The organism is Mammaliicoccus sp. O-M54, from assembly GCF_022386035.1.
Classification (GTDB): domain Bacteria; phylum Bacillota; class Bacilli; order Staphylococcales; family Staphylococcaceae; genus Mammaliicoccus; species Mammaliicoccus sciuri_A.
In genome coordinates this window covers 50,755-76,381 of the sequence record NZ_JAJNJE010000001.1, presented here as the reverse complement: position 1 = coordinate 76,381, position 25,627 = coordinate 50,755, and the positions used below count along the sequence as shown (strand labels likewise).

General features: G+C 34.0%; 23 protein-coding genes and 1 other RNA gene. 2 read left to right on the top strand and 22 right to left on the bottom strand.

Annotation, left to right across the window (positions count from 1 at the left end; translation table 11 throughout):
- The first annotated feature begins 45 nt into the window (after positions 1–45).
- Positions 46–930: a sulfite exporter TauE/SafE family protein gene (locus tag LQ673_RS00355; RefSeq protein ID WP_191836314.1), complete on the top strand. Its 885-nt coding sequence runs from the start codon at positions 46–48 to the stop codon at positions 928–930.
- 778 nt (positions 931–1,708) lie between these two features.
- On the opposite strand, the gene ssrA is transcribed toward LQ673_RS00355, so the two are convergent.
- The 13 genes from ssrA to LQ673_RS00290 all read right to left on the bottom strand — a co-directional run bounded on the left by ssrA (position 1,709) and on the right by LQ673_RS00290 (position 16,080).
- Positions 1,709–2,065, bottom strand: a transfer-messenger RNA (tmRNA) gene (ssrA, locus tag LQ673_RS00350).
- Positions 2,066–2,144: 79 nt separating this feature from the next.
- Positions 2,145–2,612 carry an SsrA-binding protein SmpB gene (gene smpB, locus LQ673_RS00345; RefSeq protein ID WP_037560253.1) on the bottom strand — a complete coding sequence of 156 codons (468 nt, stop codon included), beginning with the start codon at positions 2,610–2,612 and terminating at the stop codon, positions 2,145–2,147.
- Positions 2,613–2,622: 10 nt separating this feature from the next.
- Positions 2,623–4,971 (bottom strand): ribonuclease R, encoded by a 2,349-nt coding sequence (rnr, locus tag LQ673_RS00340; RefSeq protein ID WP_191836331.1) that lies wholly within the window; start codon positions 4,969–4,971, stop codon positions 2,623–2,625.
- Between the two features lie 35 nt (positions 4,972–5,006).
- Positions 5,007–5,747, bottom strand: coding sequence for an alpha/beta hydrolase (locus LQ673_RS00335; protein WP_049319750.1), 741 nt, complete (start codon positions 5,745–5,747; stop codon positions 5,007–5,009).
- Positions 5,748–5,836: 89 nt separating this feature from the next.
- Entirely contained in the window at positions 5,837–6,070 is a 234-nt protein-coding gene (gene secG, locus LQ673_RS00330; protein WP_025906376.1) for a preprotein translocase subunit SecG, read from the bottom strand.
- A 69-nt stretch (positions 6,071–6,139) separates the two neighbouring features.
- Complete coding sequence (gene aroA, locus LQ673_RS00325) at positions 6,140–7,483, bottom strand: 3-phosphoshikimate 1-carboxyvinyltransferase (RefSeq protein ID WP_037588759.1); 1,344 nt, start codon at positions 7,481–7,483, stop codon at positions 6,140–6,142.
- 1,168 nt (positions 7,484–8,651) lie between these two features.
- A complete protein-coding gene (gene eno, locus LQ673_RS00320; protein ID WP_191836332.1) occupies positions 8,652–9,956 on the bottom strand; it encodes a surface-displayed alpha-enolase in 1,305 nt (434 codons plus the stop codon).
- A gap of 31 nt (positions 9,957–9,987) precedes the next feature.
- A complete protein-coding gene (gene gpmI, locus LQ673_RS00315; protein ID WP_191836333.1) occupies positions 9,988–11,520 on the bottom strand; it encodes a 2,3-bisphosphoglycerate-independent phosphoglycerate mutase in 1,533 nt (510 codons plus the stop codon).
- Complete coding sequence (tpiA, locus tag LQ673_RS00310) at positions 11,520–12,281, bottom strand: triose-phosphate isomerase (RefSeq protein ID WP_025904547.1); 762 nt, start codon at positions 12,279–12,281, stop codon at positions 11,520–11,522. Before tpiA ends, gpmI begins: the two co-directional genes overlap by 1 nt.
- 22 nt (positions 12,282–12,303) lie before the next feature.
- The gene (locus tag LQ673_RS00305; protein ID WP_025904546.1) at positions 12,304–13,494 is read right to left on the bottom strand and encodes a phosphoglycerate kinase; all 1,191 of its coding nucleotides are present in this window, start codon (positions 13,492–13,494) and stop codon (positions 12,304–12,306) included.
- Between the two features lie 114 nt (positions 13,495–13,608).
- Positions 13,609–14,619: a type I glyceraldehyde-3-phosphate dehydrogenase gene (gene gap, locus LQ673_RS00300; RefSeq protein WP_025904545.1), complete on the bottom strand. Its 1,011-nt coding sequence runs from the start codon at positions 14,617–14,619 to the stop codon at positions 13,609–13,611.
- Between the two features lie 48 nt (positions 14,620–14,667).
- Positions 14,668–15,684 carry a sugar-binding transcriptional regulator gene (locus LQ673_RS00295; protein WP_191836334.1) on the bottom strand — a complete coding sequence of 339 codons (1,017 nt, stop codon included), beginning with the start codon at positions 15,682–15,684 and terminating at the stop codon, positions 14,668–14,670.
- A gap of 150 nt (positions 15,685–15,834) precedes the next feature.
- Positions 15,835–16,080, bottom strand: coding sequence for a glutaredoxin family protein (locus LQ673_RS00290; RefSeq protein WP_191836335.1), 246 nt, complete (start codon positions 16,078–16,080; stop codon positions 15,835–15,837).
- Positions 16,081–16,522: 442 nt separating this feature from the next.
- Here LQ673_RS00290 and clpP point away from each other — a divergent pair, with 442 nt between their 5' ends.
- The gene (clpP, locus tag LQ673_RS00285) at positions 16,523–17,113 is read left to right on the top strand and encodes an ATP-dependent Clp endopeptidase proteolytic subunit ClpP (RefSeq protein WP_025904542.1); all 591 of its coding nucleotides are present in this window, start codon (positions 16,523–16,525) and stop codon (positions 17,111–17,113) included.
- A 50-nt stretch (positions 17,114–17,163) separates the two neighbouring features.
- Here the strand turns inward: clpP and whiA are convergent, their stop codons facing one another.
- The 9 genes from whiA to hprK form a co-directional block, all read right to left on the bottom strand.
- A complete protein-coding gene (gene whiA / locus LQ673_RS00280; protein WP_025904541.1) occupies positions 17,164–18,108 on the bottom strand; it encodes a DNA-binding protein WhiA in 945 nt (314 codons plus the stop codon).
- A 130-nt stretch (positions 18,109–18,238) separates the two neighbouring features.
- The gene (locus LQ673_RS00275) at positions 18,239–18,391 is read right to left on the bottom strand and encodes a hypothetical protein (RefSeq protein WP_185805774.1); all 153 of its coding nucleotides are present in this window, start codon (positions 18,389–18,391) and stop codon (positions 18,239–18,241) included.
- 144 nt (positions 18,392–18,535) lie between these two features.
- A complete protein-coding gene (locus LQ673_RS00270; protein ID WP_191836336.1) occupies positions 18,536–19,522 on the bottom strand; it encodes a gluconeogenesis factor YvcK family protein in 987 nt (328 codons plus the stop codon).
- On the bottom strand, positions 19,519–20,424 hold the full coding sequence (gene rapZ, locus LQ673_RS00265; RefSeq protein ID WP_037588755.1) for an RNase adapter RapZ: 906 nt from the start codon (positions 20,422–20,424) through the stop codon (positions 19,519–19,521). The genes LQ673_RS00270 and rapZ overlap by 4 nt, the downstream gene beginning before the upstream one ends.
- A gap of 486 nt (positions 20,425–20,910) precedes the next feature.
- Positions 20,911–21,858, bottom strand: coding sequence for a thioredoxin-disulfide reductase (trxB, locus tag LQ673_RS00260; protein ID WP_025904538.1), 948 nt, complete (start codon positions 21,856–21,858; stop codon positions 20,911–20,913).
- A 63-nt stretch (positions 21,859–21,921) separates the two neighbouring features.
- Positions 21,922–23,358: a tetratricopeptide repeat protein gene (locus tag LQ673_RS00255; protein ID WP_239704774.1), complete on the bottom strand. Its 1,437-nt coding sequence runs from the start codon at positions 23,356–23,358 to the stop codon at positions 21,922–21,924.
- An 8-nt stretch (positions 23,359–23,366) separates the two neighbouring features.
- Complete coding sequence (locus LQ673_RS00250; RefSeq protein WP_159315301.1) at positions 23,367–23,849, bottom strand: acyltransferase; 483 nt, start codon at positions 23,847–23,849, stop codon at positions 23,367–23,369.
- Between the two features lie 18 nt (positions 23,850–23,867).
- Positions 23,868–24,686: a prolipoprotein diacylglyceryl transferase gene (gene lgt / locus LQ673_RS00245; protein WP_191836338.1), complete on the bottom strand. Its 819-nt coding sequence runs from the start codon at positions 24,684–24,686 to the stop codon at positions 23,868–23,870.
- Positions 24,686–25,618, bottom strand: coding sequence for an HPr(Ser) kinase/phosphatase (gene hprK / locus LQ673_RS00240; RefSeq protein ID WP_025904534.1), 933 nt, complete (start codon positions 25,616–25,618; stop codon positions 24,686–24,688). Before hprK ends, lgt begins: the two co-directional genes overlap by 1 nt.
- Between the last annotated feature and the right edge of the window lie 9 nt (positions 25,619–25,627).

Below are 25,627 nucleotides of genomic sequence, written 5' to 3'. Positions count from 1 at the left end.
AACAGATAGTATTAATATAATTAATATTTAACAGGAGGCTATTACATGAATAAAATTATTATATTTGCTTTAGCTGGATTTTTAGCAGAATTAGTAGATGGTTCCCTTGGAATGGGATATGGCGCTTCATCTGCATCAGTATTACTTACATTTGGAGTTGCCCCTGCTATAGCATCAGCAACAGTCCATTTTGCCGAAATTCTTACGACTGCCGCAGCTGGAACATCACATTTAAAGTTTAAAAATGTCCACAAGCCATCAGTCTTGAAACTTGCTATCCCTGGTTCAATTGCTGCATTTATAGGTGCATTCTTTTTAAGTAATATTAATGGTGATTTCATCAAACCATTTATCTCAATTTTCTTATTATCTTTAGGTATTTATATCATTTACCAATTTCTATTTAAAAATAAACCAGATGAACCAAAAATTACTGGTGTAAAAAAGATATCTAATTTTGTTTTAGTACCACAAGCCGCAGTAGCTGGATTACTTGATTCAATTGGAGGTGGTGGCTGGGGACCCGTAAACACGCCTATGTTATTATCAAGTAAAAAATTAGAACCAAGGTACGTTGTTGGTACAGTTTCAGCAAGTGAATTTTTTGTAACTGTTGCTTCTTCGATAGGCTTTTTAATATTTTTAGATTGGTCATCAATCAATTGGATTTTAGTATTATCCTTAAGCTTAGGTGGCGTAGTAGCTGCTCCTATATCAGCTTGGTTAGTAAAATCTTTACCAGTTAGTGTCCTTGCAATAGGAGTTGGAGGTCTTATAATATTTACAAATGTAAGTTCGTTAGCAAGCTTATATATTAATAATTCACATATTATTTGGTCTATTAAAATACTGATCATTCTATCTTGGTTATCATTAGTATTGGTAACATTTTATAAAAGTAAATTTAAAAAATTAAACACTAGTACATAAAAATAAGACAAAAACCCCCTCTCAACTATTACGGATGAGAGGGGGGTTACTGTTTCATATAATGTTAAATGACTATGAAAACAATATCTATTACCTTTTTAAATTTAGAAAAAGATGTACACTTGATTTTGTCAAGGTATTACCATAATATAACATATAGATAAAAGATATCGCTTATTTATCCATAGATATATTATAAATAACTTGTATAAATCAATAAAAAAGGGGGGAAGCATATGACTATAGTGATGTGGATTAGTATAATTATAGCAGTTTTTATAAGTGGTGGCGGTGTTTTATATGCTTACACTTATGGTAAGAAAAAGAAATGATTTTTCTAAGACATTACTAGATACATCCTCAAACCATTCTATAGTTTTTATATCCTATGAAAACATAAAAAAGAATAAACTCGCAATTACTATCTTTGACAAAATATTGTATAATTTTTTGGAAAGGATGTGGGTTCTTTTGGAAATTTTAGCAGAATTTATAATATTCATAATTTGTACTTTTTTTGTATCGATCTGTGTTAACTTTTTAAATCGCAATGACAAAAGACTTCCTTGGAAAAATGTATTCATGTTTGCAACTATTTTTTCTATAACTATATGCCTTATTTCTTTAATACTACAGCTTTTATCACCTTAAAATTAAGTACAATCTAAAACAATTATTACTCTAACACATCTAATATAAAGATGTGTTTTTTTATTGCTGTTGCAATACTGTGGCAACGAAAATAAAAAGCCCATAACCACAAGGGTTATAGGCTATATAATGGAGACGGCGGGAGTTGAACCCGCGTCCAGAGATCCTGATACAAATGTTTCTACGTGTGTAGTCTAGTCGTTAAGGTTTCGCGTTGTCTCAGGGGACTGACACCCAAAGACAATGCTAGCTTGATTAATCTCTTCTCGTCAGACTTCAAACGGCAGTGACGAGCGTATCCTACTTAAGTTGAATCACGTTAACGGCACATAGGCGATGCGGTTAGGTGATGCAGAGTGCTATTACGCAGCTACTGCTAAATTATCTTGTTTGCCAGTTATTATAACTGTTGTGTTGATGACGAAGACAACCCTCCGACACGCTTCATAAGCTCGGGGACCCCTGTCGAATCCGTAACGTCCCCTCAATAAGAAATATACTTCCTTTTAACAGAAGTATATTTAATCTTAACAATTTTTGATTGATTTTTCAATACAAATTGCTTAATATCGTTGTTTCATTGCTCTTTCAACGTCACGTTTTGCTTCTTTTGCTTTTAATGCATGTCGCTTATCATAGTCACGTTTACCTTTAGCTACACCTAAAAGAACTTTGCAGTAACCGTTTTTAATGTAGAGTTTAAGTGGGATTAATGCATACCCTTTTTCTCTTGTAATACCAAAGAGTTTATCGATTTCTTTTCTTTTTAAAAGTAATTTACGGTTTCTCAATGGATCATGATTAAATCGGTTACCTTCTTCATATGGCGCGATATGCATGTTATATACATACATTTCTCCATTAAATACACGCGCATATGAATCTTTTAAGTTTGCACTACCTCGGCGAATGGATTTGATTTCAGTACCTTGAAGTACAATACCCGCTTCAACCGTATCTTCTATTGTGTAATCATGGCTTGCTTTACGATTTTGTGCTAATGGTTTACTTTGAACTTTTGGCACATCCATCACCTACTTTCTATTTTTTCTTTCGTCTTGCTTTGTTTTTCACAGCTTTTGCTTTGTAATAAGGCTTTTTATTTTTCTTACCTTGCTTAACTTGATTGCCACCTTGTTTACCTTTAGCTCTACCTTTTTTATGCTTATTAGGTTTATCTTGTTCTTTAGCTGTACCTCGTTTTTTAGCTTTGATTGTTTTTTCTCTTGCTAAACGTTCTCTATTCTTTTCAGCTATTGGCATACCAACAATTTGAAAATCAATCATACGCTCATCAACGTTAACATTAATTACTTTAACTTCGACTTTGTCACCAATTCTAAATACTTTAGCTTGGCGCTCACCTATAATGGCCATATTACGCTCATCAAAGTTGTAGTAGTCATCTGTTAAGTTAGAGATATGCACCATACCTTCAATTGTGTTCTCTAGCTCTACAAACATACCAAAGTTCGCTACTGAACTGATAATACCTGTAAACACTTCTCCAACGTGTTGAATCATATACTCTGACTTCTTCAAGTCATCTGTATCACGTTCAGCGTCAATTGCTCTTCGCTCACGTTTAGATGTATGGTCAGCGATGTCTGGCAACATTTCTTCCCAATGTCTAATTTGTTTACTGTTCATAGATTTTTCAATTAAATATTTACGAATTAATCTATGCACAATCAAGTCAGGATATCTTCTGATTGGAGATGTGAAATGTGTATAGTAATCTGCTGACAAGCCAAAATGACCTAAATTATCTTCACTATATCTAGCTTGTTGCATACTTCTTAACATTAAAGTAGAAATAACCATTTCTTCTTTCTGTCCAGCAACTTCTTCTACAATTTTCTGTAATGTTGCAGGGTGTATGTCTTCACTTGAACCTTTAACAGCAAGTCCAAAGTTTGAAATAAATTCAAAGAATTGGTTTAATCTTTCTGCTTTTGGATTCTCATGGACACGATAGATAAATGGCACTTCGAGTTTACTAAAGTGTTCAGCAATCGTTTCGTTAGCAGATAACATAAAGCTTTCGATTAAACGCTCTGCGTCATTTCTTTCTCTCACTTTAATGTCTGTAGGTATACCATCTTCATCTACCAATACTTGTGCTTCTTTAATATCAAAATCAATTTCCCCACGTCTTTTACGTTTAGCGATTAATTGTTTTGATAGTTGTTGTGCTAAATCAAGCATTGGTGTGATTTCTGAATACTTTTCACGAATGTCTTGATCGTCATTTTCAATAATGGCATTTACATCTGAATATGTCATTCTATAATCTGAGTGAATAACACTTTCAAAGATATCATGTCTGATGACTTCACCTTGTTGATCTATTTCCATTCTACAACTCAATGTTAATCTATCTTCATGAGGGTTTAATGAACAAATACCATTACTTAATCTATGCGGAATCATAGGTATTACTCTATCGACAAGATATACACTTGTTGCTCTGTCATATGCTTCTTTGTCTAACTCACTATTTTCTGTTACATAGTAGCTGACATCAGCAATACTAACTGTAAGTTCTGTTAAGCCATTGTCTAAAGCTTTTACAGAGACAGCGTCATCTAAATCTTTTGCGTCTGCACCATCTATTGTGATTGTAAGTTCATCTCTTAAATCTCTTCTACCTTTAATTTCGTCTGGGCTGATTTGATCTGGTACATTTTCAGCTTCTTGAATAACATTGTCAGGAAATTCAATATTTATACCATGTTGATATATGATAGATAAAATATCGACACCTGGATCATTCTTATGACCTAGAATCGCTTTAACATGACCTTCAGGATTATGCGTACCATCAGCATACTCTGTAATTTCTACTAATACTTTATGACCTTCAATTGCACCAAGATTTTTACCTTTAGGAATAAAGATATCTTGTGTAATTCGTTTATCATCAGGTAACACGAAACCGAAATGTTTCGCTTCTGTATAAGTACCAACTACTTGCGTAATATTACGTGTCGTAATTGCTTTAACTCTACCTTCAATCTTACCTTTATGATCTCCACGAGATGGCACAACTTCTACTAATACTTCATCGCCATCCATCGCTTTATTAATTTGATTAGGTGGGATAAAGATGTCTTCTATTGTGTCATCTTCCGGTCTTAAAAAGGCAAATCCTTTTTTGTGTTGACTTAAAGTACCTTTTACAAGGTCTGATTTCTTACTTTTCTTCTTATATCTATCCGTTTTTGTTCTTTCTAGTTGACCCGTTTGTTCTAAATCAACTAGAACTTTAATTAATTCTTTAAATGAATCAGCATTACTAAGTCCTATTGCATCTTGAAATTCACTTACGGTCATAGGACTGTATTCTTTATCATTGATGATTTCTTCAACTTCTTCTCTTAGATTCATAGTGGGCCTCCTTTCTCGTTTATATTATGTGTGTCTTACTCGGACCAATCTAATGATTCTAAGAATTGATACACGTCTTCAAATACTTGTTCTTTTTCTTGTCCGATTGTTATAACATGACCAGATTCTTCATACCATTTAATATTTTTGTCATCAGAAGATGATTCATTATAAATAATATTAGCTGAATCAGGGTTAATCATTTCATCTAGTTTACCTTGTACAACAAACAATGGATCAAATACTTCATCTACTTGATCTCTCACACCTTGAATTGTTTCTTGTAAATCTTTCAAAGTATTCGTAGGATGAAAATGTTTCATTTCTTCTTCAATTTGTTCAGGTGTTTTGCCTTCATACTTTTTAAATTCTCTAGCATAATCTAACACACCTTCAAACATCGTGCCTTCAGTTTTTATATACATAGGTGAGCACATTGTTACAATACCTTTTACATCTCTGTTTAAACTTAATTTCAAACTAAATACGCCACCTAGCGATAATCCAGCTACTGCTATTTCAGTATATCCTTTTTCTTCTAAAAAATCATATGCATCTAAACAGTCTTTAAACCATACATATGGACTTGATTCCAATATCTCTTCTGGTGGTCTACCATGACCTTCATAATGCGGAGCATATGATGTATACCCTTTTTTCTGTAAGTAACGTCCTAATTGTCTAACATCTGATGAATTACCTGTAAATCCATGTAAAAGTAATACTGCTCTTTTTCCTTCTTCAAAAAAGAAAGGTTTAGGTAATTGAATTCTCATGAATGACCATCCTTTAACATAATCTAGTTCTATTGTATCGTTTTTTTACTTGTATATAAATAAAAAAGTCCGACAATACAGTCGGACCACTACATTTTGAAGTAAGTAATTGCTAACATTAATAAGAAAAATAAAATTGCTAAAATAATTGTAACTCTGTGTAAAATTAAATCTATTCCACGTTGTTTTTGTTTTCCAAATAATTGTTCTGCTCCGCCACTAATTGCACCAGATAAACCAGTACTTTTACCTTCTTGAAGTAATACGACGGTAATCAATGCAATACAAACGATGATTAATAAGACGATTAAAAATGTATGCATGGACTCGGTCCTCCAGTCTATTATAACAGTAGCATTATAGCATATTTACAATATGCACTCAAGTTTTCATTAATGATACTCAACCGATATACCTAACGATGCTAACATTTCAAAATATGTTGGGCAAGTCTTTGATACACATGAAGGATCTAATAATTTAATTCCATCAACTTTAGTACCCATTAAACTTAATGACATTGCAACACGGTGATCATCATAAGTATCTAGAGTTGCTGCCTTTACATCACCCGGTGTTATAGTCCAACCATCTTGATGTTCAGTAACTTCAATACCTAATTTTGTTAAACTTTCTGTTAATGCAGATACACGATTACATTCATGATGACGTATATGTTCTACACCTGTAATTGTAATTGGACCATCAGCAAATACAGCTAAACTGCCAATTGTTAAAGCTTGGTCTGAGCAAGCATTCATATCAATTGTTAAGTTCCCTTTTAATTGTTCAGGACCAGAAATGACAACATAATCAGGACCTTTTTCAACAGTTGCACCCATTTTTTCAAGAATATCGACAACTTCTAAATCAGGTTGATGACTTTCCATATTTAAATGATTAATTTTAATCGTAGACTTATTAAGTGCTGCTAATGCCATGAAATAGCATGCTGTAGATAAGTCAGCTTCTAATGGTAAAGTAGCTGCTTCATACTCACCTTGTTCTACTTTCATATGTGTATAATCATCTGATACATCTACATGTATGCCAAATTGTTTCATCATTTCAATTGTAATATCCACATAAGCGCTTTGAACTATCTTAGTCGTAAGTTCTATTTCAGTTGGTTTGTTAAATAAAGGTGCCGCCATTAATAAACCACTGATAAATTGACTTGATTGATTACCAGCAATTGAAACTTTTCCACCCGTTTCCGGTGCACCTTTTATAGTTACTGGTAACTGACCTTCTTTTTCAAGATACGTTAATTGAACACCTAATTGTTTTAACGCATCGTGTAAAGTCTTGTGAGGTCTACCAGCAAGTTGTTCAGTTGAAGTAATTGTGATTTCACTTTTCTCTTGAGTACCTAAAATCCCTGGTAAGAATCGAGCAGTCGTACCAGCAGAACCAATAAATACTTGTTGTTTCTCAGGTAACTCTGAACGATTAATACCTGTAATATGAAGTTCATCACCTACAGCTTCAACAGTCGCACCTAGTTTTTTAATTGTTTCCATACACCAGTATGTGTCATCACTCTTTAAGTATCCAGATAATTTAGAAGTACCCTTACTAAAACCAGCCAAAATAAAAGCACGATTCGTTACACTCTTACTACCCGGAATCATGACTTCTTTATTAAATGCTTCTTTAATAGGATGAAGAGATAATTGATCCACACCATCTAAACTAGACCAAGGTGATTTTGCACTTTTTAAATTAATCGTCATTATGATCCTCCTATAAAATTCATTGCCTCTATTATAGAACATTTTCAAATAGAATGAAATGATAAAATATTATTGGTTTAAAGCGTTAAAGAATTTGTTTGGTAATGTGGTTGTGGGAGATGAGAGGTATATAGTGTGGGATTTAATTGTGTAGTGTGGGATTTCTTGGATTTATTTGATGTGAGGATACAATTTGGGTGATCTCTTGGCTTAAGTTAGAAGTTAAGCTACGACTTGGGCTATCTCTTGGCTTTATTCAGAAGTTAAGCTACGACTTGGGTGATCTCTTGGCTTTATTCAGTAGTTAAGCTACGACTTGGGCTATCTCTTGGCTTTATTCAAAAGTTAAGCTACGACTTGGGCTATCTCTTGGCTTTATTCAGTAGTTAAGCTACGACTTGGGCTATCTCTTGGCTTTATTCAGTAGTTAAGCTACGACTAGGGCTATCTCTTGGCTTTATTAGGTAGTTAAGCTACGACTTGGGCCATCTCTTGGCTTTATTCAGGAGTTAAGCTACGACTTGGGCCATCTCTTGGCTTTATTAGGTAGTTAAGCTACGACTTGGGCCATCTCTTGGCTTTATTTAGGAGTTAAGCTATGAGTTATACAATTTTTTAAGTAATCAAAAATGTTCATTCCTAAATAATCATATAATTTTTGAAAAGATGTGAGTTTACTGCCTCTTTAACTCACATGTTCAGCAATCTTGTGTGTTTACTGCCTCTTTAACTCACATCTTCTTCAATCTCGTGAGTTTACTACATCTTTAACTCACATCTTCTTCAATCTCGTGAGTTTACTACCTCTTTAACTCACATCTTTTTCAATCTCGTGAGTTTATTACCTCTTTAACTCACATCTTCTCCAATCTTGTGTATTTATTACCTCTTTAACTCACATCTTCTCCAATCTCGTGTGTTTATTACCTCTTTAACTCACATCTTCTCCAATCTCGTGAGTTTACTGCCTCTTTAACTCACATCTCCCGATACTCCACTCCGTTACTCACCCAACTGCTCCGATCACTCCAGCCTTCAACTAGCCATTTTCTATACCAAACACCTCCCTACCTTACCTACCAAAATTTCTATAGCAACTATAAAAAGCCCAAAAGATGTGACAACATCTTTTGGGCTTTATGTGAACCATTTTTATTTATATGCTCAATTATTTTGATAAGTTATAGAAAGCTTTGATTCCTTCGAATTTACCTGTTTCGAATAATTCATCTTCGATACGTAATAATTGGTTGTATTTAGCAATACGGTCAGTTCTTGATAATGAACCTGTTTTGATTTGGCCAGCGTTAGTTGCTACTGCGATATCAGAGATTGTAGTATCTTCTGTTTCACCTGAGCGGTGTGATACAACTGCAGTGTAACCAGCTTTTTGAGCCATTTCGATTGCTTCAAATGTTTCTGTTAATGTACCGATTTGGTTAACTTTAATTAAGATTGAGTTACCGATACCTTTTTCGATACCTTCAGATAATTTTTCAGTGTTTGTTACGAATAAATCGTCACCTACTAATTGTACGCGGTCGCCGATACGGTCAGTAAGAAGTTTCCAGCCGTCCCAGTCGTTTTCATCCATACCGTCTTCGATAGTGATGATTGGGTATTTGTTTACTAATTCTTCAAGGAAGTCTACTTGTTCTTCAGAAGAACGTTTAGCACCATTTTCACCTTCGAATTTAGCATAGTCATATACGCCGTTTTCGTAGAATTCTGATGCTGCACAGTCGAATCCTAAGAATACATCTTTACCTGGTTCTAAACCAACTGCTTTGATTGCTTCTAAAATTGTTTCAACACCGTCTTCAGTACCTTCAAATTTAGGAGCGAAACCACCTTCGTCACCTACTGCAGTTACTAAACCACGAGATTTTAAGATTTTAGCTAAGTTATGGAAGATTTCTGCTCCCCAACGTAAAGATTCTTTGAATGATTCAGCACCTACTGGTAAGATCATGAACTCTTGGAATGCGATTGGTGCGTCTGAGTGAGAACCACCGTTAACAATGTTCATCATTGGTACTGGTAATTGAACACCATTGAATCCACCAAGATATTTGTATAATGGTTGACCTAAGAAGTCAGCTGCAGCACGAGCTACTGCGATAGAAACACCTAAGATAGCATTAGCACCTAATTTAGCTTTGTTTGGTGTACCGTCTAAAGCGATCATTAATTTGTCGATAGAAACTTGTTCTAATACTGAGAATTCACCTTCAATGATTTCAGGTGCAATGATTTCGTTAACGTTTTCTACAGCTTTAAGAACACCTTTACCTAAGTAACGGTCTTTGTCTCCGTCACGTAATTCTACTGCTTCATATTCACCTGTTGAAGCACCTGATGGTACTAAAGCTCTACCAAAAGCACCGCTTTCAGTTAATACTTCTACTTCTACTGTTGGATTACCACGAGAGTCTAATACTTCGCGTGCATAAATATCTGTAATAATTGGCATAATTAAAACTCCTTTATAAATTTATAATTTATTATTTAATTAATGATTCACCAGTCATATCTTCTGGTTTTTCTACTCCAAGTAAGTCTATAAGCGTAGGTGCTAAGTCTGCTAAGCGACCTCCACTTCTTACTTCTACCCCTTCTTTTGTCACAATAACAGGAACAGGGTTTGTTGTGTGAGTTGTCATAGGTGATTCGTCATCTGTTAACACTTCATCAGAGTTACCATGGTCTGCTGTAATGATAGCTGTACCATTCATTGATAAAATTTTATCAACAACTTCACCTAAACATTCATCTACTGCTTCAATTGCTTTAATTGTTGGTTCAAGCATACCACTATGACCAACCATATCAGGGTTCGCAAAGTTTAAGATAATTAAATCTAAATCACCTTTATCTAACTCACTGATTAAAGCATCTTTTACTTCATATGCACTCATTTCAGGTTTCAAGTCGTATGTTGCAACTTTTGGTGAATCGATTAATACTCTTCTTTCACCTTTAAACTCTGCATGATTACCACCGCTCATGAAATAAGTAACATGAGGGAATTTTTCTGTTTCAGCAATTCTTAATTGATTTAAATTATTTTTCTCAGCTACTTCACCGATTGTATTTTTGATATCAACTGGTTTAAAAGCAACTTCGGCAATAACATCATCACTATAGTTTGTAAAAGTAACAAAGAATAAATCATCTAGTTTACGTTTAATTTCAAAACCTTCAAATTTTTCATTTGTATATACTTGGCTAAGTTGTGCCGCTCTATCTGGACGGAAGTTATAGAATACCATAGCGTCATGGCTATTTACGCCAGTGTTTTCTACACCTTTTTCTTCGTCTTTAACGATAAATGGAACAACAAATTCATCTGTTAGACCTTCTTGATAATTAGCTTCTACACCTTCAACTGCAGTTGCATATACAGGTCCAACGCCATTAGACATTGCATCGTAAGCTTTTTCTTCACGATCCCAACGTTTATCTCTATCCATAGCGTAATAACGACCAGAAATAGAAGCGAATTGACCTATACCTAGCTCTTTAAATTTATTTTCAGTTTCTTCAATATATTTAAGTGCTGATTTTTGATCAACATCACGTCCGTCTAAGAATCCGTGAACATAAACTTTTTTAACACCTTGTTTTTTGGCTAATTCTAATAGTGCAAATAGATGTTTGTAGTGACTGTGAACACCACCATCTGATAAAAGTCCCATTAAATGTAGCGTTGAATCATTTTTTACAACGTGATCCATTGCTTGTTTAAGTGCGTCAATTTCAAAGAAATCGCCATCTTCAATTGATTTATTGATTCTAGTTAAACTTTGATAAACAATTCTTCCTGCACCAATGTTTAAGTGACCTACTTCAGAGTTACCCATTTGACCTTCTGGTAGACCTACATCTAAACCACATGCTGATAATTCGTTATGTGGATATTTGTTGTAATATCTATCAAAATTTGGTTTGTTGGCTTGTTTTACCGCATTACCATGCTCTTCTTCACGATTAGCAAAACCATCAAGAATGATAAGTGCTGTTGGTTGTTTAGCCATTATTTAGCACCTTCTAATAATGCTACGAATGAATCAACTTTTAATGAAGCGCCGCCAACTAATGCGCCATCGATATCTGATTGAGCCATATATTCTTTAATGTTTTCTGGTTTAACACTACCACCGTATTGTACACGTAAAGCATCAGCAGCTTCTTGAGAGAAAGCACCTGCAACAACGTTACGAACGTGTGCACACATTTGGTTAGCATCTTCAGAAGTAGAAGATTTACCAGTACCAATTGCCCAGATAGGTTCATAAGCGATTACTGTCGCTTTAACTTGATCTTCTGTGAAACCTTTAAGTGCTGCTTCAACTTGACCACCTACTACTGATTCAGCTTTACCTGCTTCTCTTTCTTCTAATGTTTCACCAACACAAATAATTGGTGTCATATTATGAGAAAATACAGCTAATGCTTTTTTATTAACATCTTCGTCAGTTTCGTGGAAGTATTCACGACGTTCAGAATGTCCTAAAACGACATACTTAACACCTAAATCTTCAAGTGCTGCTGGAGATGTTTCACCAGTGAAAGCACCATTATCTTCAAAGTATGCATTTTGCGCACCAATTTGTAAGCCTTGTGCTACGCCTTCTTTAGTTAAGTTAACAAGTGCATCTAATTGTAAAGTTGGTGCACAAATTACTGAATCTACCTCATTAGTATCTGGTAATGCTGGAAGTTCATTAACAAAGTCTTTTGCTTCTTGAACTGTTTTATTCATTTTCCAGTTACCTGCGATAATTGGTTTTCTCATGATATATAAACTCCTTTTATGATTATTTTTCAGAAATTGCTTCGATACCTGGTAATGCTTTACCTTCTAGATATTCTAGAGAAGCTCCGCCACCTGTAGAAATGTGTGTGAAATCATCAGCAAATCCTAAGTCCATCGCTGCTGCAGCTGAATCTCCACCACCGATAATTGTTGTAGCATCTTTTAAATTAGCGATTGCTTTACATACGCCAATTGTACCTTGTGCAAAGTTACTAAATTCGAATACGCCCATTGGACCATTCCAAACAACTGTATTTGAACCTTGTAGAGCTTCACTAAATACTTCAACTGATTTAGGACCGATATCCATTGCTTCTTGATCAGTAGGAATTTCATCAGCAGAAACAACTGTAATTTCAGCGTCATTTGAAAATTCTTTAGCTACTTTACAATCAACCGGTAAAATAATTTTATCGCCAGCACGTTCAAGTAAATCTTTAGCAAAATCTACTTTGTCTTCTTCTAGAAGAGATAAGCCGATTTCTTTACCTTGTGCTTTGAAGAATGTATATGCCATTCCTCCACCGATGATAACTTTATCAGCAATTGTTAATAAGTTTTCGATAACACCAATTTTATCAGACACTTTCGCGCCACCTAAAATTGCTACTAAAGGACGTTCAGGTTCACTTACAACGCCGCCGATAAATTTAATTTCTTTATCCATTAAGAAACCTGAAGCTGTTTCAATATTAGATGCAATACCTACGTTAGACGCATGTTCACGGTGAGCTGTACCGAATGCATCGTTGATAAATACATCACCTAATGAAGCCCAGTATTTACCTAATTCAGGATCATTTTTAGATTCTTTCTTACCATCAACATCTTCGAAACGTGTATTTTCAAATACTAATACATCGCCTTCAGATAATCCGTCGATTGCGCTTTCTAACGCTTCACCACGAGTTTCTGGTACGAATGTTACTTCTTTATTTAATAATTCACTTAAGCGTTCTGCTACTGGTTTAAGTGACAATCCTTGTTTATCTTCTTCAGTTTTCACTTTACCTAAATGTGAGAATAAAATAACTTTACCGCCTTGTTCGATAATGTATTTTATTGTAGGAAGCGCTTGAACGATTCTGTTATCGTTTGTAATTGCACCATCTTTCATTGGTACATTAAAATCTGCTCTTACAAGTACTTTTTTACCTTTTAATTCTACGTCTTTAACATTCTTCTTTGCCATGACTTGTCTTCCTCCTCTAGATAATAGAAAATACTTTACGATTAAAAATAAGCGGAGAAGCGTTGTGCTCCCCGCTTACTCATAAGCATAACCTATTTAGTTCAATTATTTAAATTATTTGTTAGCTTGAGCTGCTAAATATTCTAAAGTACGAACTAATTGTGAAGTGTAAGACATTTCATTGTCATACCAAGATACAGTTTTAACTAATTGACGATCTCCAACTGTCATAACACGAGTTTGAGTTGCATCGAATAATGAACCGTAAGTGATACCAATGATATCAGAAGATACGATTTCGTCTTCAGTGTAACCGAATGAATCATTTGTAGCATTTTTCATTGCTGCATTGATTTCTTCAACTGAAACTTCTTTGTCTAATACAGCTGTTAATTCTGTTACTGAACCAGTTGCTACTGGAACACGTTGAGCTGATCCATCTAATTTACCTTTTAATTCTGGAATTACTAAACCGATTGCTTTAGCAGCACCAGTTGAGTTAGGTACGATGTTTTGAGCAGCTGCACGAGCACGACGGAAGTCACCTTTAGCATGTGGAGCATCTAAAGTATTTTGGTCACCAGTGTAAGCGTGAATTGTCATCATTAAACCTTCAACGATACCGAATTCATCATTTAATACTTTAGCCATTGGAGCTAAACAGTTAGTTGTACAAGATGCACCTGAAACGATTTCTTCAGATCCGTCTAATTCGTCATGGTTAACGTTATAAACGATAGTTTTTAAGTCACCTGATGCTGGAGCTGAAATTAATACTTTTTTAGCACCTGCTTCGATGTGAGCTGAAGCTTTGTCTTTGTCAGCGAAGAAACCAGTACATTCTAATACTACATCGATATCTAAATCGCCCCATGGTAATTCTTTAGGGTTAGGATTTTCGAAAGTTTTGATTTCTCTACCGTTTACGCGGAATCCGCCTTCGATAACTTCTACTTCGTCTTTGAAACGACCTTGTGTTGAATCATATTTTAATAAATGAGCTAACATTGCGTCATCTGTTAAATCGTTGATTGCTACTACTTCGATATTTTCAACTTCTTGTAATCTTCTAAATGCTAAACGACCTATTCTACCAAAACCATTAATTGCTACTTTAGTTGCCATTATGATGGCCTCCTTTTTATTTTTTATTCAAAAAGGTTAAATAACCTTTTATTCCAAATTGATTATTGCTTTTGCAGCACCTTCGTCGGTGATAAGAATTGTATTCTTTGGCGCAATCTCAAGATAAGCTTTTATCGCTTCTGCTTTAGATGTCCCACCTGCTACTGCAAAAATGTTTGTCTTTGTTGTTAAGTCTTCTAGTTGCAAACCGATTGTCTTAACACGATGCACGACCTCACCTTTGTCATTGAAATAATAACCAAAAGCTTCTCCGACAGCATGATGATGTTTCAATTGGCTTAATACTTCTTCAGAAGTCTTCCTTCTTTCCGCCATCTTCAGCGCATCACCAATACCGTGAATAATAAAATCTGAACGACGTATTGCATCTAGCACCTCAATAACTGCAGGTTCTTTCAGCAAAGTTTCGTATGAACTTTCACTCACTTGGTCTGGAACATACAAGACTTTATATGACCCACCTGTACGATTTGCCATACTTGCGCAAATTGTATTCGCTTGAAACACAACGTTTTCACCCAAACCACCACGCGCTGGCGTGAACAAAATGTCTTTATCTAATGGATGTAATGACTCACTTACTCTTGCCATTGTTGAACCACCAGTTACTGATACTGAAGCATGATCGTATAATGACTGTTCTAGTAATTCAGCAGTAACATTACCCATTTCTGCTTTAACCATCTCATCTAAATCCGAATTACCTCTCACTATATGAGTTTTCACACCATATCGATTAAAAATTTCTTCTTCAATATGATTAAAACTAGAATAAAGTGTTAAATAATGTGATAAAGAATCAAGCGTTTGCTCGCCTGTTTCAGTCAATTTCATACCAGTTGACCGAACGCTGATTAAATCTTGTTGTTTTAAAATTTCTATCTCAGTTCTCAATACCCGTTCAGTGACATTCATAACATCACTCAACGTTCTTCGACCTATAGGCTGCTTCTTCTCGATTGTCGATAAAATATTAAAGCGTCGATACATCTTGTCAATCAAATCAGGAACTAGTCTATGTTGTACTTTTAGTAAATCTTCCATAAACAAGTCGCCTCCTCAAAGATTAACAGATGGGCAATATCTAACCTGGGTTAGACGTTTTTCGTCCCATGCGGGTCAAAAAAATAATATCTGTTTACAATTTTATAATACACCCCTTATATATAGAATGCAAGTTAAAAGCGTTTCCTATTATTTCAATTGATTATATGCCTCTGTCAATGTGATGAAATCAATATTTCCTTCTTGTAGAACTTGTCCATCATATTCAACAACTGGAATTCTTAACATATATTTTTCGAGTAATGAATCATCTTCTTCAATATTAATAGTATCTATTTTTATTTCATGATCGTACGATTCTTTAAAAAATTCAATTTGAATCTTAGCATCTTCACATAAACCACAATTTGTTCCAACATAAAATTTAATTGTCATCCAAATCATCCTTTACAAAGTAAGCCTCCCCGAGACGAATCGAACGCCCATTTCAAGAACCGGAATCTTGCGTGTTATCCGTTACACTACGGAGAGATAAGTCTTAATAAACACTTTATATCTACTTAATATATTGTCGATATAATAGGATTATCAACTATTAAGGAGTGAAGCAAAATGAATACAACTCAAAGGGAGTATTTCATCAGAAAAAGATGTGACTATTTTAATATAGAAGTCACACAAATTCACTGCACACAGCTCGTTGATTACGGAAACTATTATATCATTTATGCTAACATTGACAACTCATATCACAAATTCCCAGTGTATAAATCAGCTATTTAAGTTATAATATTCATCAGTAGGTCATATTTTTTGACCATGTTTGACTTTGTAGTGTATGATATGGTCATTAAGATATTCAAAGGAGGATTAACTGATGAATTTAATACCAACAGTTATTGAAACAACAAACCGCGGAGAACGCGCTTATGATATTTATTCACGTTTATTGAAAGACCGCATTATTATGTTAGGGTCAGCTATCGATGACAATGTAGCTAACTCAATCGTTTCACAATTACTATTCTTACAAGCTCAAGATTCTGAGAAAGATATTTACTTATATATCAACTCTCCAGGCGGTAGTGTAACAGCAGGATTTGCGATTTACGATACAATCCAACACATCAAACCTGATGTTCAAACTATTTGTATCGGTATGGCAGCATCTATGGGTTCATTCCTACTAGCAGCTGGTGCTAAAGGTAAACGTTATGCATTACCAAATAGTGAAGTTATGATTCACCAACCACTTGGCGGTGCACAAGGACAAGCTACTGAAATTGAAATTGCAGCTCGTCATATTTTACGTACACGTGAGAAATTAAATAAAATTTTATCTGAAAGAACTGGACAACCAATTGAAAAAATTGAAAAAGACACTGATCGTGATAACTTCTTAACAGCTGAAGAAGCTAAAGAATACGGTTTAATCGATGATGTTATGCATCCAGAAGATATTAAATAATTATATTAATAAAGAAGCACCTGAGACATGAATTGTCTCAGGTGCTTCTTTTATTGTTGAATTGTCTCGCCGTTTCTAATTTTTTCAGCCATCTCATTTAATTTACGTAATCTATGATTAATACCTGATTTAGATATTTTACCTGTGCTTACCATTTCGCCTAGTTCTTTAATTGACACATCTTGATTATCTATTCTAAGTCTTGCAACTTCTCTTAAACGATCTGGCAAGTTATCAATACCAATTTCTTTATCGATGAGCTGAATGCTCTCAACTTGTTTCATTGCGGCGCTAACTGTTTTGTTCAAGTTAGCTGTCTCACAATTGACTAATCGGTTAACTGAATTTCTCATATCCCGAATAATTCTTACATCTTCAAACTTCAATAGTGCTTGATAGCCACCTATCAAACTTAAGAAATCGGAAATCTTTTCAGCTTCTTTCAAATAACTGATAAATCCTTTTTTGCGCTCTAATAATTTAGCATTTAAATCATATTGATTCATGAGTGCGGTTAAATCTGCTGAATGTTCTTCGTATAATGAAAAGATTTCAAGATGATAAGAAGAAGTCTCTGGGTTATTAACAGAACCCCCTGCTAGAAATGCACCTCTTAAATAACTTCTTTTACAACAATCTTTTTGTAAAATATCTTTATCTATTTCATGTTTAAACATGCCATCTTGTAAAATACCAAGCTCATCTAATATTTCTTTAGCTTTTACTTTTATTCGACTAATATATATATTATTTTTCTTAAGTTTCATTTTCTTTCTCACTAATAATTCAACTTCAACACCGAAGCATTTTTTTATTAATGAAAATATTCGACGTGCTATCGCTGCATTTTCAGTTTGTACATTTATAACAAATTGCTGATTAGATATACTTAAATTACCGTTCATTCTAATCAAAGCTGAAAGTTCTGCCTTGGCGCAACAATCATCTACTTCAATTCTTGTTAATTCATTTTTCATTTCTGAAGCAAAGCTCACAGCAGATCATCCTTTCTTAGTTTATACGCACATAAAAATAATGATATGCCAAAAGACATATCATACGTTTTGCATCTATTTCATATTACATGGAATAGCCGGGCGTATCAAGTTTTTAAACTTGAACTTTTTATGTTTTACTTGAAGGTTCTTTAATAACACCAAATAAAATCATCGCCAAGCCAATGATTAAAAATGAAATACCTATCTGCTGATTTGCGATTAAACCTATGAGTAAAAATATACAACCTAATATCACCATTAATATTTGAACACTTTTCATGACCCATCACCCCGAATTGAAAACCCTTACATTTATATTACTCGATTTCCATAAAAAAATGAAGCAAATTAGACATGAATGATTGTCTCATTTGCTTCATTTAATATTAATTTTTACGTTTGTCTGTTTTATCTAGACAAAACTTTATTTATCTTTCTTATATTGAATTGTACTGATTTCTCTCAAGGCGATTTCGTAAATGAGTTGTGCCAACACTTTATTGTTATGTCTAATGTATTGATGAGGTGTAATACTTACTAATTCATTATCATGAATGCACTGTACACCCATTTCTTTTAATTTCTCACCATCAAATTCAACTTGTTTAGCTTCTTCTTGTTCATATCTTAATAAGATATCTTTATCGAAACGCTTATTTTGACATATTACAAAGTCAATAAATGATGCGCCTACATGGTCATGAATAGCTTTAACATGGTCACTTACTGAATAACCTGTTGTTTCACCTTTTTGAGTCATAAGGTTACATACATATAATCTTTCCGCTTCAGTATTAACAATTGCATCTTTAACTTTATTCAAAATTAAATTAGGCATTATACTTGTATATAAAGAACCTGGTCCCATTACAATTAAATCCGCTTCTTCAATTGCATCTATTGCTTCTTTCATCGGTTCAATATCTTGAGGGGTTAAAAATACTTTTTCAATTTTCTTATCTGTCTTAGGAATTTTAGATTCTCCGACAATGATTTCACCATCTGACATAACTGCATTCAGTACAACACTTCTCGTTGTTGATGGAATGACTTGCCCTTTAATATTCAACAACTTACTTAATTCTTTTACAGCATGTCCAAAATCATCCGTAATATTTGTCATGGCAGCTAGCAATAAATTTCCGATTGAATGACTGCCAAGTTCTTCTTCTTCAAAACGATATTGGAATAACTTTTCAAGCATTGGTTCTGTGTCACTAAGTGCTGCTAATACGTTTCTGATATCGCCAGGGGCAGGTATATCCATCACATCACGAATTTTACCAGTACTACCGCCATCATCTGCTACAGTTACAATGGCGGTAATATCTATTGGATATTCCTTTAACCCTCTTGCTAATACAGAAAGACCGGTTCCTCCGCCAATTAAGACGACTTTTAATCTTTTCATGTTCTTGGCTTACTTTCAATATGTGCATCGCGATGTGATGTATACACAACATAGTCAAAGTTCTCTTTAATATCTTCCCCTAAACGTTTCGCAAGTGCTACAGATCTATGTTGACCACCCGTACAACCGATTGCAATCGTCAATTGGGATTTCCCTTCTTTCTTATAACCTGGCAACATAAACATTAACAGATCACTAAACTTTTTATAAAATGTATTCGTTTCTTTCCATTTCATCACATATTGATAAACTTCATCGTCGAGACCAGTCATAGGTCTTAACTCTTCAACATAATATGGATTTGGCAAAAATCGTACATCAAAAACTATATCTGCATCAATAGGCATACCATGTTTGAATCCAAAGCTCATCACTCTTACTTGAAATGTTGTAGAAGGATCTTCTTCAAATGCTTCTACAAGTTCTTGTTTCAATTCTTTAGGTTTCTTTTCAGTCGTATCAATCACAAAGTTACTGATACCTTTAATATCACTTAATAAAGATCTTTCTCTTTCAATTGCAGATAATAAACTACCTTCCTCACTTAAAGGATGTGTTCTTCTTGTTTCTTTATATCTAGAAATTAATTTTTTATCGCTCGCTTCTAAAAACAAAATATCTACTACTACTTTTTTCTCACTTTGTATATAATCTAATTCATCTCTTAAATTTCCAAAGAAATCCTTACCTCTTAAATCGATACCAATTGCAACTTTTGATAAAGAAGGATTACCCTGATCCATTAAATCAACAAATTTTTGCAATAATATAGGCGGTAGATTATCAACACAAAAATATCCTAAATCTTCTAAAGCTTGTAGCGCGACTGATTTACCCGCACCGGACATTCCTGTAACCACGAGAAGTTCATTTTTTACATTAGTTTTGTCGATAGGTTGCATAACAGTTCTCCTTTAACGATCATATATACTTTTATCTTACATGATTACACCACAAAAAACATTAAATAAATGGCCAATACTAGTGTATCTTTCCCGTAATATTAAGGTAATAATCACTTATGAAATAGCATCGATTATATTGATGTTTCGTTTTCGGGTCGATATTTATTTTTATCGGACTGAAAATCCTGTTTTCGGGTCGGTAAATTTTTTTATCGGTCCATATTCTCTATTTCTGGACCGGTAATTTTATTTATCGGTCCATATTTTCCGTTTCTGGACCGGTAATTTTATTTATCGGTCCATATTTTCCGTTTCTGGACCGGTAATTATTTTTATCGGTCCCTATTCCACATTTCTGGACCGGAAATTTTCCGTATCGGTCCATATTTTCCACATCCGGACCTACCGATAATCACATTCCGCACCTACCATCCACATAAAAAAAGAGGCGGGACATGTGTCCTCGCCTCTTCACTACTCAAATTATATTAATTGTTCTTCGTCTTCTAATGATTCGATATATGCTTGTGCATTTTGTGCTGCGATACTGCCGTCACCTGTTGCTGTAACGATTTGACGTAATGTTTTTTCACGAACATCGCCTGCTGCATATACACCTGGTACTTTAGTTTCCATTTCATCATTTGTTTCGATATAGCCATTTTCATTTAAAATGCCTAATGATTCAAATGGTTTAGTTAATGGTTTCATACCGATATAGATGAATACACCATCAGCTTGGTGTTCTGACTCTGATCCATCTTCAGTTGAAACTAATGTTACTGATCCTACTTTACCATCTTTTTCATTAATTGTTTTTAATGTTGTGTTCCAAATGAAATCAATTTTTTCATTTTTAAATGCACGGTCTTGAATGATTTTTTGAGCTCTTAATTCGTCTCTTCTGTGAACAATTGTAACTTTGTCTGCAAATTTAGTTAAGAAAATACCTTCTTCGACAGCTGAATCTCCGCCACCGATTACATATAAGTTTTTCCCTTTAAAGAATGCACCGTCACATACTGCACAGTAACTTACACCGCGTCCACCTAATTCTTGTTCACCTGGTACACCTATTTTTTTGTACTCTGCACCAGTTGCAATGATAATTGCACGAGCTGTTAATGTTTTGTCACCCATATTTACAACTTTATAAGAACCTTTATCTTCTATTTCTTTAATGTCACCATATTCATATTTAGCACCAAATTTTTGTGCATGTGTAAACATTTTAGTTGATAAGTCTGGACCTGTTATTAAATCAAAGCCAGGGAAGTTCTCTACATCTTCAGTGTTTGCCATTTGTCCACCTGGCATACCTCGTTCTATCATTACAGTTGATAAATTTGCTCTTGAAGCATACACTGCAGCAGTCATTCCTGCTGGTCCAGCCCCAACTATAATTACATCATAATCTACTTGTGTAGTCATTTATAAACTGCCTCCTCTTATTAATTCAGTAGAATTGTACATCATAATCATTACTATTCATAACTATATGCTCAAAATAGCATTGATCGCTTTATTCAAGCGATACGTCGTAATATGAAATGTATCTTTAATCTCTTTTTTAGTTATTTTTTGATTTACCATCTTTAAATAAATATAAATGGATGCTGCAACATAATGTTCAACTTGTTCAATCGATTCATTATCTGCAATGAGCATTTCTGCATGTTCAATCCATGATACAAAAATCTCTTTACCATATTTTTGATATATGGATTGTTCAATAAGCTTCATACCTTTATCAATAAAGCCTAACTTGTTTAAATGTAAATCTTGAAAAGTATACGTTATATATAACCTTTCATAGTCTGGTAAACTTTCTAGAACTTCCCATATTTCATGAGACATAACGAGTTCTCTATGTTTCATATGCCCTAATAAAAAGATGCCATATAACCTATATCGATAGTCTTCGTCTTTTAATAAAGGTAACACATGACGGTCTAACATATCTTTGAGTTCATCAATTTTCCAAGGTGGCAATTGACTATGATATTGTACACTATCTTCAAATCTTTGCCAATGTCTTTTCGCTTCATCTAAATATCCTAAATGATAGAAGTTGTAACTTAAGGCGTGGTGTAATTGTGGCGTAGCAGCTTGTGCTTTTTTTAGAAGAGGCACTAATAATTGATTAGAAGGTTTATGCTTTCCTAAATAGCTTAGAACAACACCCAATTTAAAAGATTCTTCATCATTAATAGGATGTAATTTACTTAATTGATTCAGATATTGCTCATAACGTTCTAGCTGTTGCGTGTTGTATAGCAATAACGTCATATGACATAAAGCGTAAATATCAGAAGGATTATCTTCCAATATCGTTTGTAACAATATCTCCGCTTCGTCATATTGACTATTGTATAACATAGACATCGCTTTTAAATTCATAATATGTTTATCTTCTTGTAATTTAGCACGTTGTCTATCAATATAATCATTCGCTTCTTGTAACCTGCCATGTGAAAATAAGTATTGAAAAATATGTTGAATCACAAATCTTTCCGCTTCTTCTTCCACAATTGTTTGATCATTATACTTTACTTCAAACATTTGAATCATTTCTTCAAAATAATCTTGGTCGTCCTCTTCTGTTACATATCTTAACCCAAATAAAAATGCTTTATTAGGTTCATTCGTCTTTATATACATTTGACTTAAATAAAAATAATAATCTGTCACAAAATTTTCTTTCACAATTTGATCGAACATCATTTCTTCTGCTTGAGTATTTTTATTTAGCTCTACAAGACATTCAGCATAAGGCGGTATAATCACAAAATCATTAGGTGATAGTTCAAGCGCTTTTTTAAATAAAGACTCGGCATATCCGAAATCTTGTTCTCTCATTTTTTCCATTGCTTTATGATAATAGAAGTCTTTATCAAACTTTACGTGTATGACATTTGAATTTTCTCCCAACGACTGACTCACCGCCTTTTTTTAAGTTCCATAGGATTGCCATATGCCATCATATCATTAGGTACATCTTTCGTCACGATTGTACCACTTGCTATAACAGCATTATCACCTATACTCACACCTGCAAGTATAGTGGCATTTGCACCAACTAAGACATTATCTCCAATGTTTACACGGCCAATTCTATATTCTTCGACTAAATATTCATGACATAGAATGGTTGCATTATATCCTATTACACAGTTTTTACCGATAGTGATAAGTTCAGGATACATAATATCAGGCGTTGCTTTAAATGCGAAAGCTGTCTTTTGACCAACTTTCATCTTGAGCCCTTTTCTGTATAGAAAATGTTTCCATTTAACACTCGGTAAATATCTACTAATTTCAATGATAATAACATTTTTAAATACTTTTATAAAACGTACTGTTTCATACATTTTCCATAATGGATTCGCACCATTTACTTTTTTAGTCTTTAATGCTCTCACGTAAACACTTCTTTCACATTAGTTATGATAATAACCTTTAACATCTCTGAATTTTTTCGGATTATAACGTACTCTTCTATAAATAATACAAATAATAGAAACAACAATTATCACAATAGAAATAACTTGAGCGATTCTTAAATGTTCAGTAAGCATCAAGCTATCCGTTCTTAAACCTTCTATATAGAATCTACCAATTGAATAATAAATTAAATAAGCAAAGAATGTCTCACCAATTTTCAAGTTAGGTCTAATGAGTAGTAAAATGATAAACCCAACTATATTCCAAATGGATTCATATAAAAATGTTGGTTGATAATAAATACCGTCTATTTGCATATGGTTAATGATAAATTCAGGTATATGTAAATTCTCAAGAAAACTACGTGAAACAGGTCCACCGTGCGCTTCTTGATTCATAAAGTTACCCCATCTACCAATTGCTTGTGCCAAAATGATACTTGGCGCGACAATATCAACCATTTGGAAGAATGACAAATTCTTTTTACGACAAATGATGAACCCTGTTAAAAAGGCACCAATCAATCCACCATGAATAGCTATACCACCATTCATAATAAGAGGTATTTCTGCTAAATGTTGACTGTAATAATCCCATTCAAAAGCTACGTAATAAATACGTGCACAGATAATTGCCATTACGACACACCATATAATTAAATCTATAAGTGATTCTTCTTTTATTCCAACTTTTTTAGCAGTTCTTTGTGCGATTAGATATCCAATTAATATACCGGAAGCAATGATAATACCATACCATCGTATTGCTAGCGGTCCTAATTGTATCGCTACGGGATCAATGCCTAACACTTCCATTATTCATTCTCCTTACGTGCATTTTTCAAAATTTCTGCATTAAGACGATTATTAAACTCTTCAGCAGTATTAATTCCCATGTTGTTTAATCGATAGTTCATCGCAGCAACTTCAATAATAACTGCTAAGTTTCTACCCGGTCTAACAGGAATCGTCTTTTTAGTTATTTTTGAGTCTAAGATTTTTAAAGTTTCTTCATTCAATCCAACTCTGTCATATATTTTTTCTTTGTTCCATGTTTCTAAATTGATGTTTAACTTGATTCTTTTCTCCATCAAGATAGATCCCGCACCAAATAAAGTCATAACGTTGATAATACCAAGACCTCGTATTTCAAGTAAATGTTCAATAATCTTCGGTGCTTTACCGATTAATTCGTTTTTATTAATTTCTTTAATTTCAACATTATCATCGGCAACAAGTCTGTGACCACGTTTAACAAGTTCTAATGCCGTTTCACTTTTACCGACACCACTATCACCTGTAATTAATACACCTACGCCATAAACATCGACGAGAACGCCATGCAATGATGTTTCAGGTGCTAGTTCACGCTCTAAATATCCGGTTACTTGCCCCATCAATTTAGTCGTTGAAGACTCACTTTTTAAAAGCGGTGTATTATTTTCATTACAACTTTGAACGAGTTCTTCTGGTGCATCTAGACCTCGTGTGATAATAATAGCTGGTGTTTCAGGTCTACATAATTTAGCCATTCTACCTTTTTTCTCTTCATCAGGCAACAAATTATAAAACGACAACTCAGTTGTACCTAATACTTGAATTCTATCTGATGAATAATGTGAAAAATACCCAGCCATTTCTAGACCAGGACGTGATATATCCGTTTCTGTTATTTTACGATGTAAGCCATTTTTCCCGGCAATAACTTCCAAATTAAATTGCTCTATTAATTTACTACTTGATATCATAGGGTTCAC

Excerpts from the sequence above, each read along its gene's own strand:
- LQ673_RS00355 (WP_191836314.1), top strand. The coding sequence starts at position 46 with ATGAATAAAATTATTATATTTGCTTTAGCTGGATTTTTAGCAGAATTA.
- smpB (WP_037560253.1), bottom strand. The coding sequence starts at position 2,612 with ATGGATGTGCCAAAAGTTCAAAGTAAACCATTAGCACAAAATCGTAAA.
- rnr (WP_191836331.1), bottom strand. The coding sequence starts at position 4,971 with ATGAATCTAAGAGAAGAAGTTGAAGAAATCATCAATGATAAAGAATAC.
- LQ673_RS00335 (WP_049319750.1), bottom strand. The coding sequence starts at position 5,747 with ATGAGAATTCAATTACCTAAACCTTTCTTTTTTGAAGAAGGAAAAAGA.
- secG (WP_025906376.1), bottom strand. The coding sequence starts at position 6,070 with ATGCATACATTTTTAATCGTCTTATTAATCATCGTTTGTATTGCATTG.
- aroA (WP_037588759.1), bottom strand. The coding sequence starts at position 7,483 with ATGACGATTAATTTAAAAAGTGCAAAATCACCTTGGTCTAGTTTAGAT.
- eno (WP_191836332.1), bottom strand. The coding sequence starts at position 9,956 with ATGCCAATTATTACAGATATTTATGCACGCGAAGTATTAGACTCTCGT.
- gpmI (WP_191836333.1), bottom strand. The coding sequence starts at position 11,520 with ATGGCTAAACAACCAACAGCACTTATCATTCTTGATGGTTTTGCTAAT.
- tpiA (WP_025904547.1), bottom strand. The coding sequence starts at position 12,281 with ATGAGAAAACCAATTATCGCAGGTAACTGGAAAATGAATAAAACAGTT.
- LQ673_RS00305 (WP_025904546.1), bottom strand. The coding sequence starts at position 13,494 with ATGGCAAAGAAGAATGTTAAAGACGTAGAATTAAAAGGTAAAAAAGTA.
- gap (WP_025904545.1), bottom strand. The coding sequence starts at position 14,619 with ATGGCAACTAAAGTAGCAATTAATGGTTTTGGTAGAATAGGTCGTTTA.
- LQ673_RS00295 (WP_191836334.1), bottom strand. The coding sequence starts at position 15,684 with ATGGAAGATTTACTAAAAGTACAACATAGACTAGTTCCTGATTTGATT.
- LQ673_RS00290 (WP_191836335.1), bottom strand. The coding sequence starts at position 16,080 with ATGACAATTAAATTTTATGTTGGAACAAATTGTGGTTTATGTGAAGAT.
- clpP (WP_025904542.1), top strand. The coding sequence starts at position 16,523 with ATGAATTTAATACCAACAGTTATTGAAACAACAAACCGCGGAGAACGC.
- LQ673_RS00275 (WP_185805774.1), bottom strand. The coding sequence starts at position 18,391 with ATGAAAAGTGTTCAAATATTAATGGTGATATTAGGTTGTATATTTTTA.
- LQ673_RS00270 (WP_191836336.1), bottom strand. The coding sequence starts at position 19,522 with ATGAAAAGATTAAAAGTCGTCTTAATTGGCGGAGGAACCGGTCTTTCT.
- rapZ (WP_037588755.1), bottom strand. The coding sequence starts at position 20,424 with ATGCAACCTATCGACAAAACTAATGTAAAAAATGAACTTCTCGTGGTT.
- trxB (WP_025904538.1), bottom strand. The coding sequence starts at position 21,858 with ATGACTACACAAGTAGATTATGATGTAATTATAGTTGGGGCTGGACCA.
- lgt (WP_191836338.1), bottom strand. The coding sequence starts at position 24,686 with ATGGAAGTGTTAGGCATTGATCCCGTAGCGATACAATTAGGACCGCTA.
- hprK (WP_025904534.1), bottom strand. The coding sequence starts at position 25,618 with ATGATATCAAGTAGTAAATTAATAGAGCAATTTAATTTGGAAGTTATT.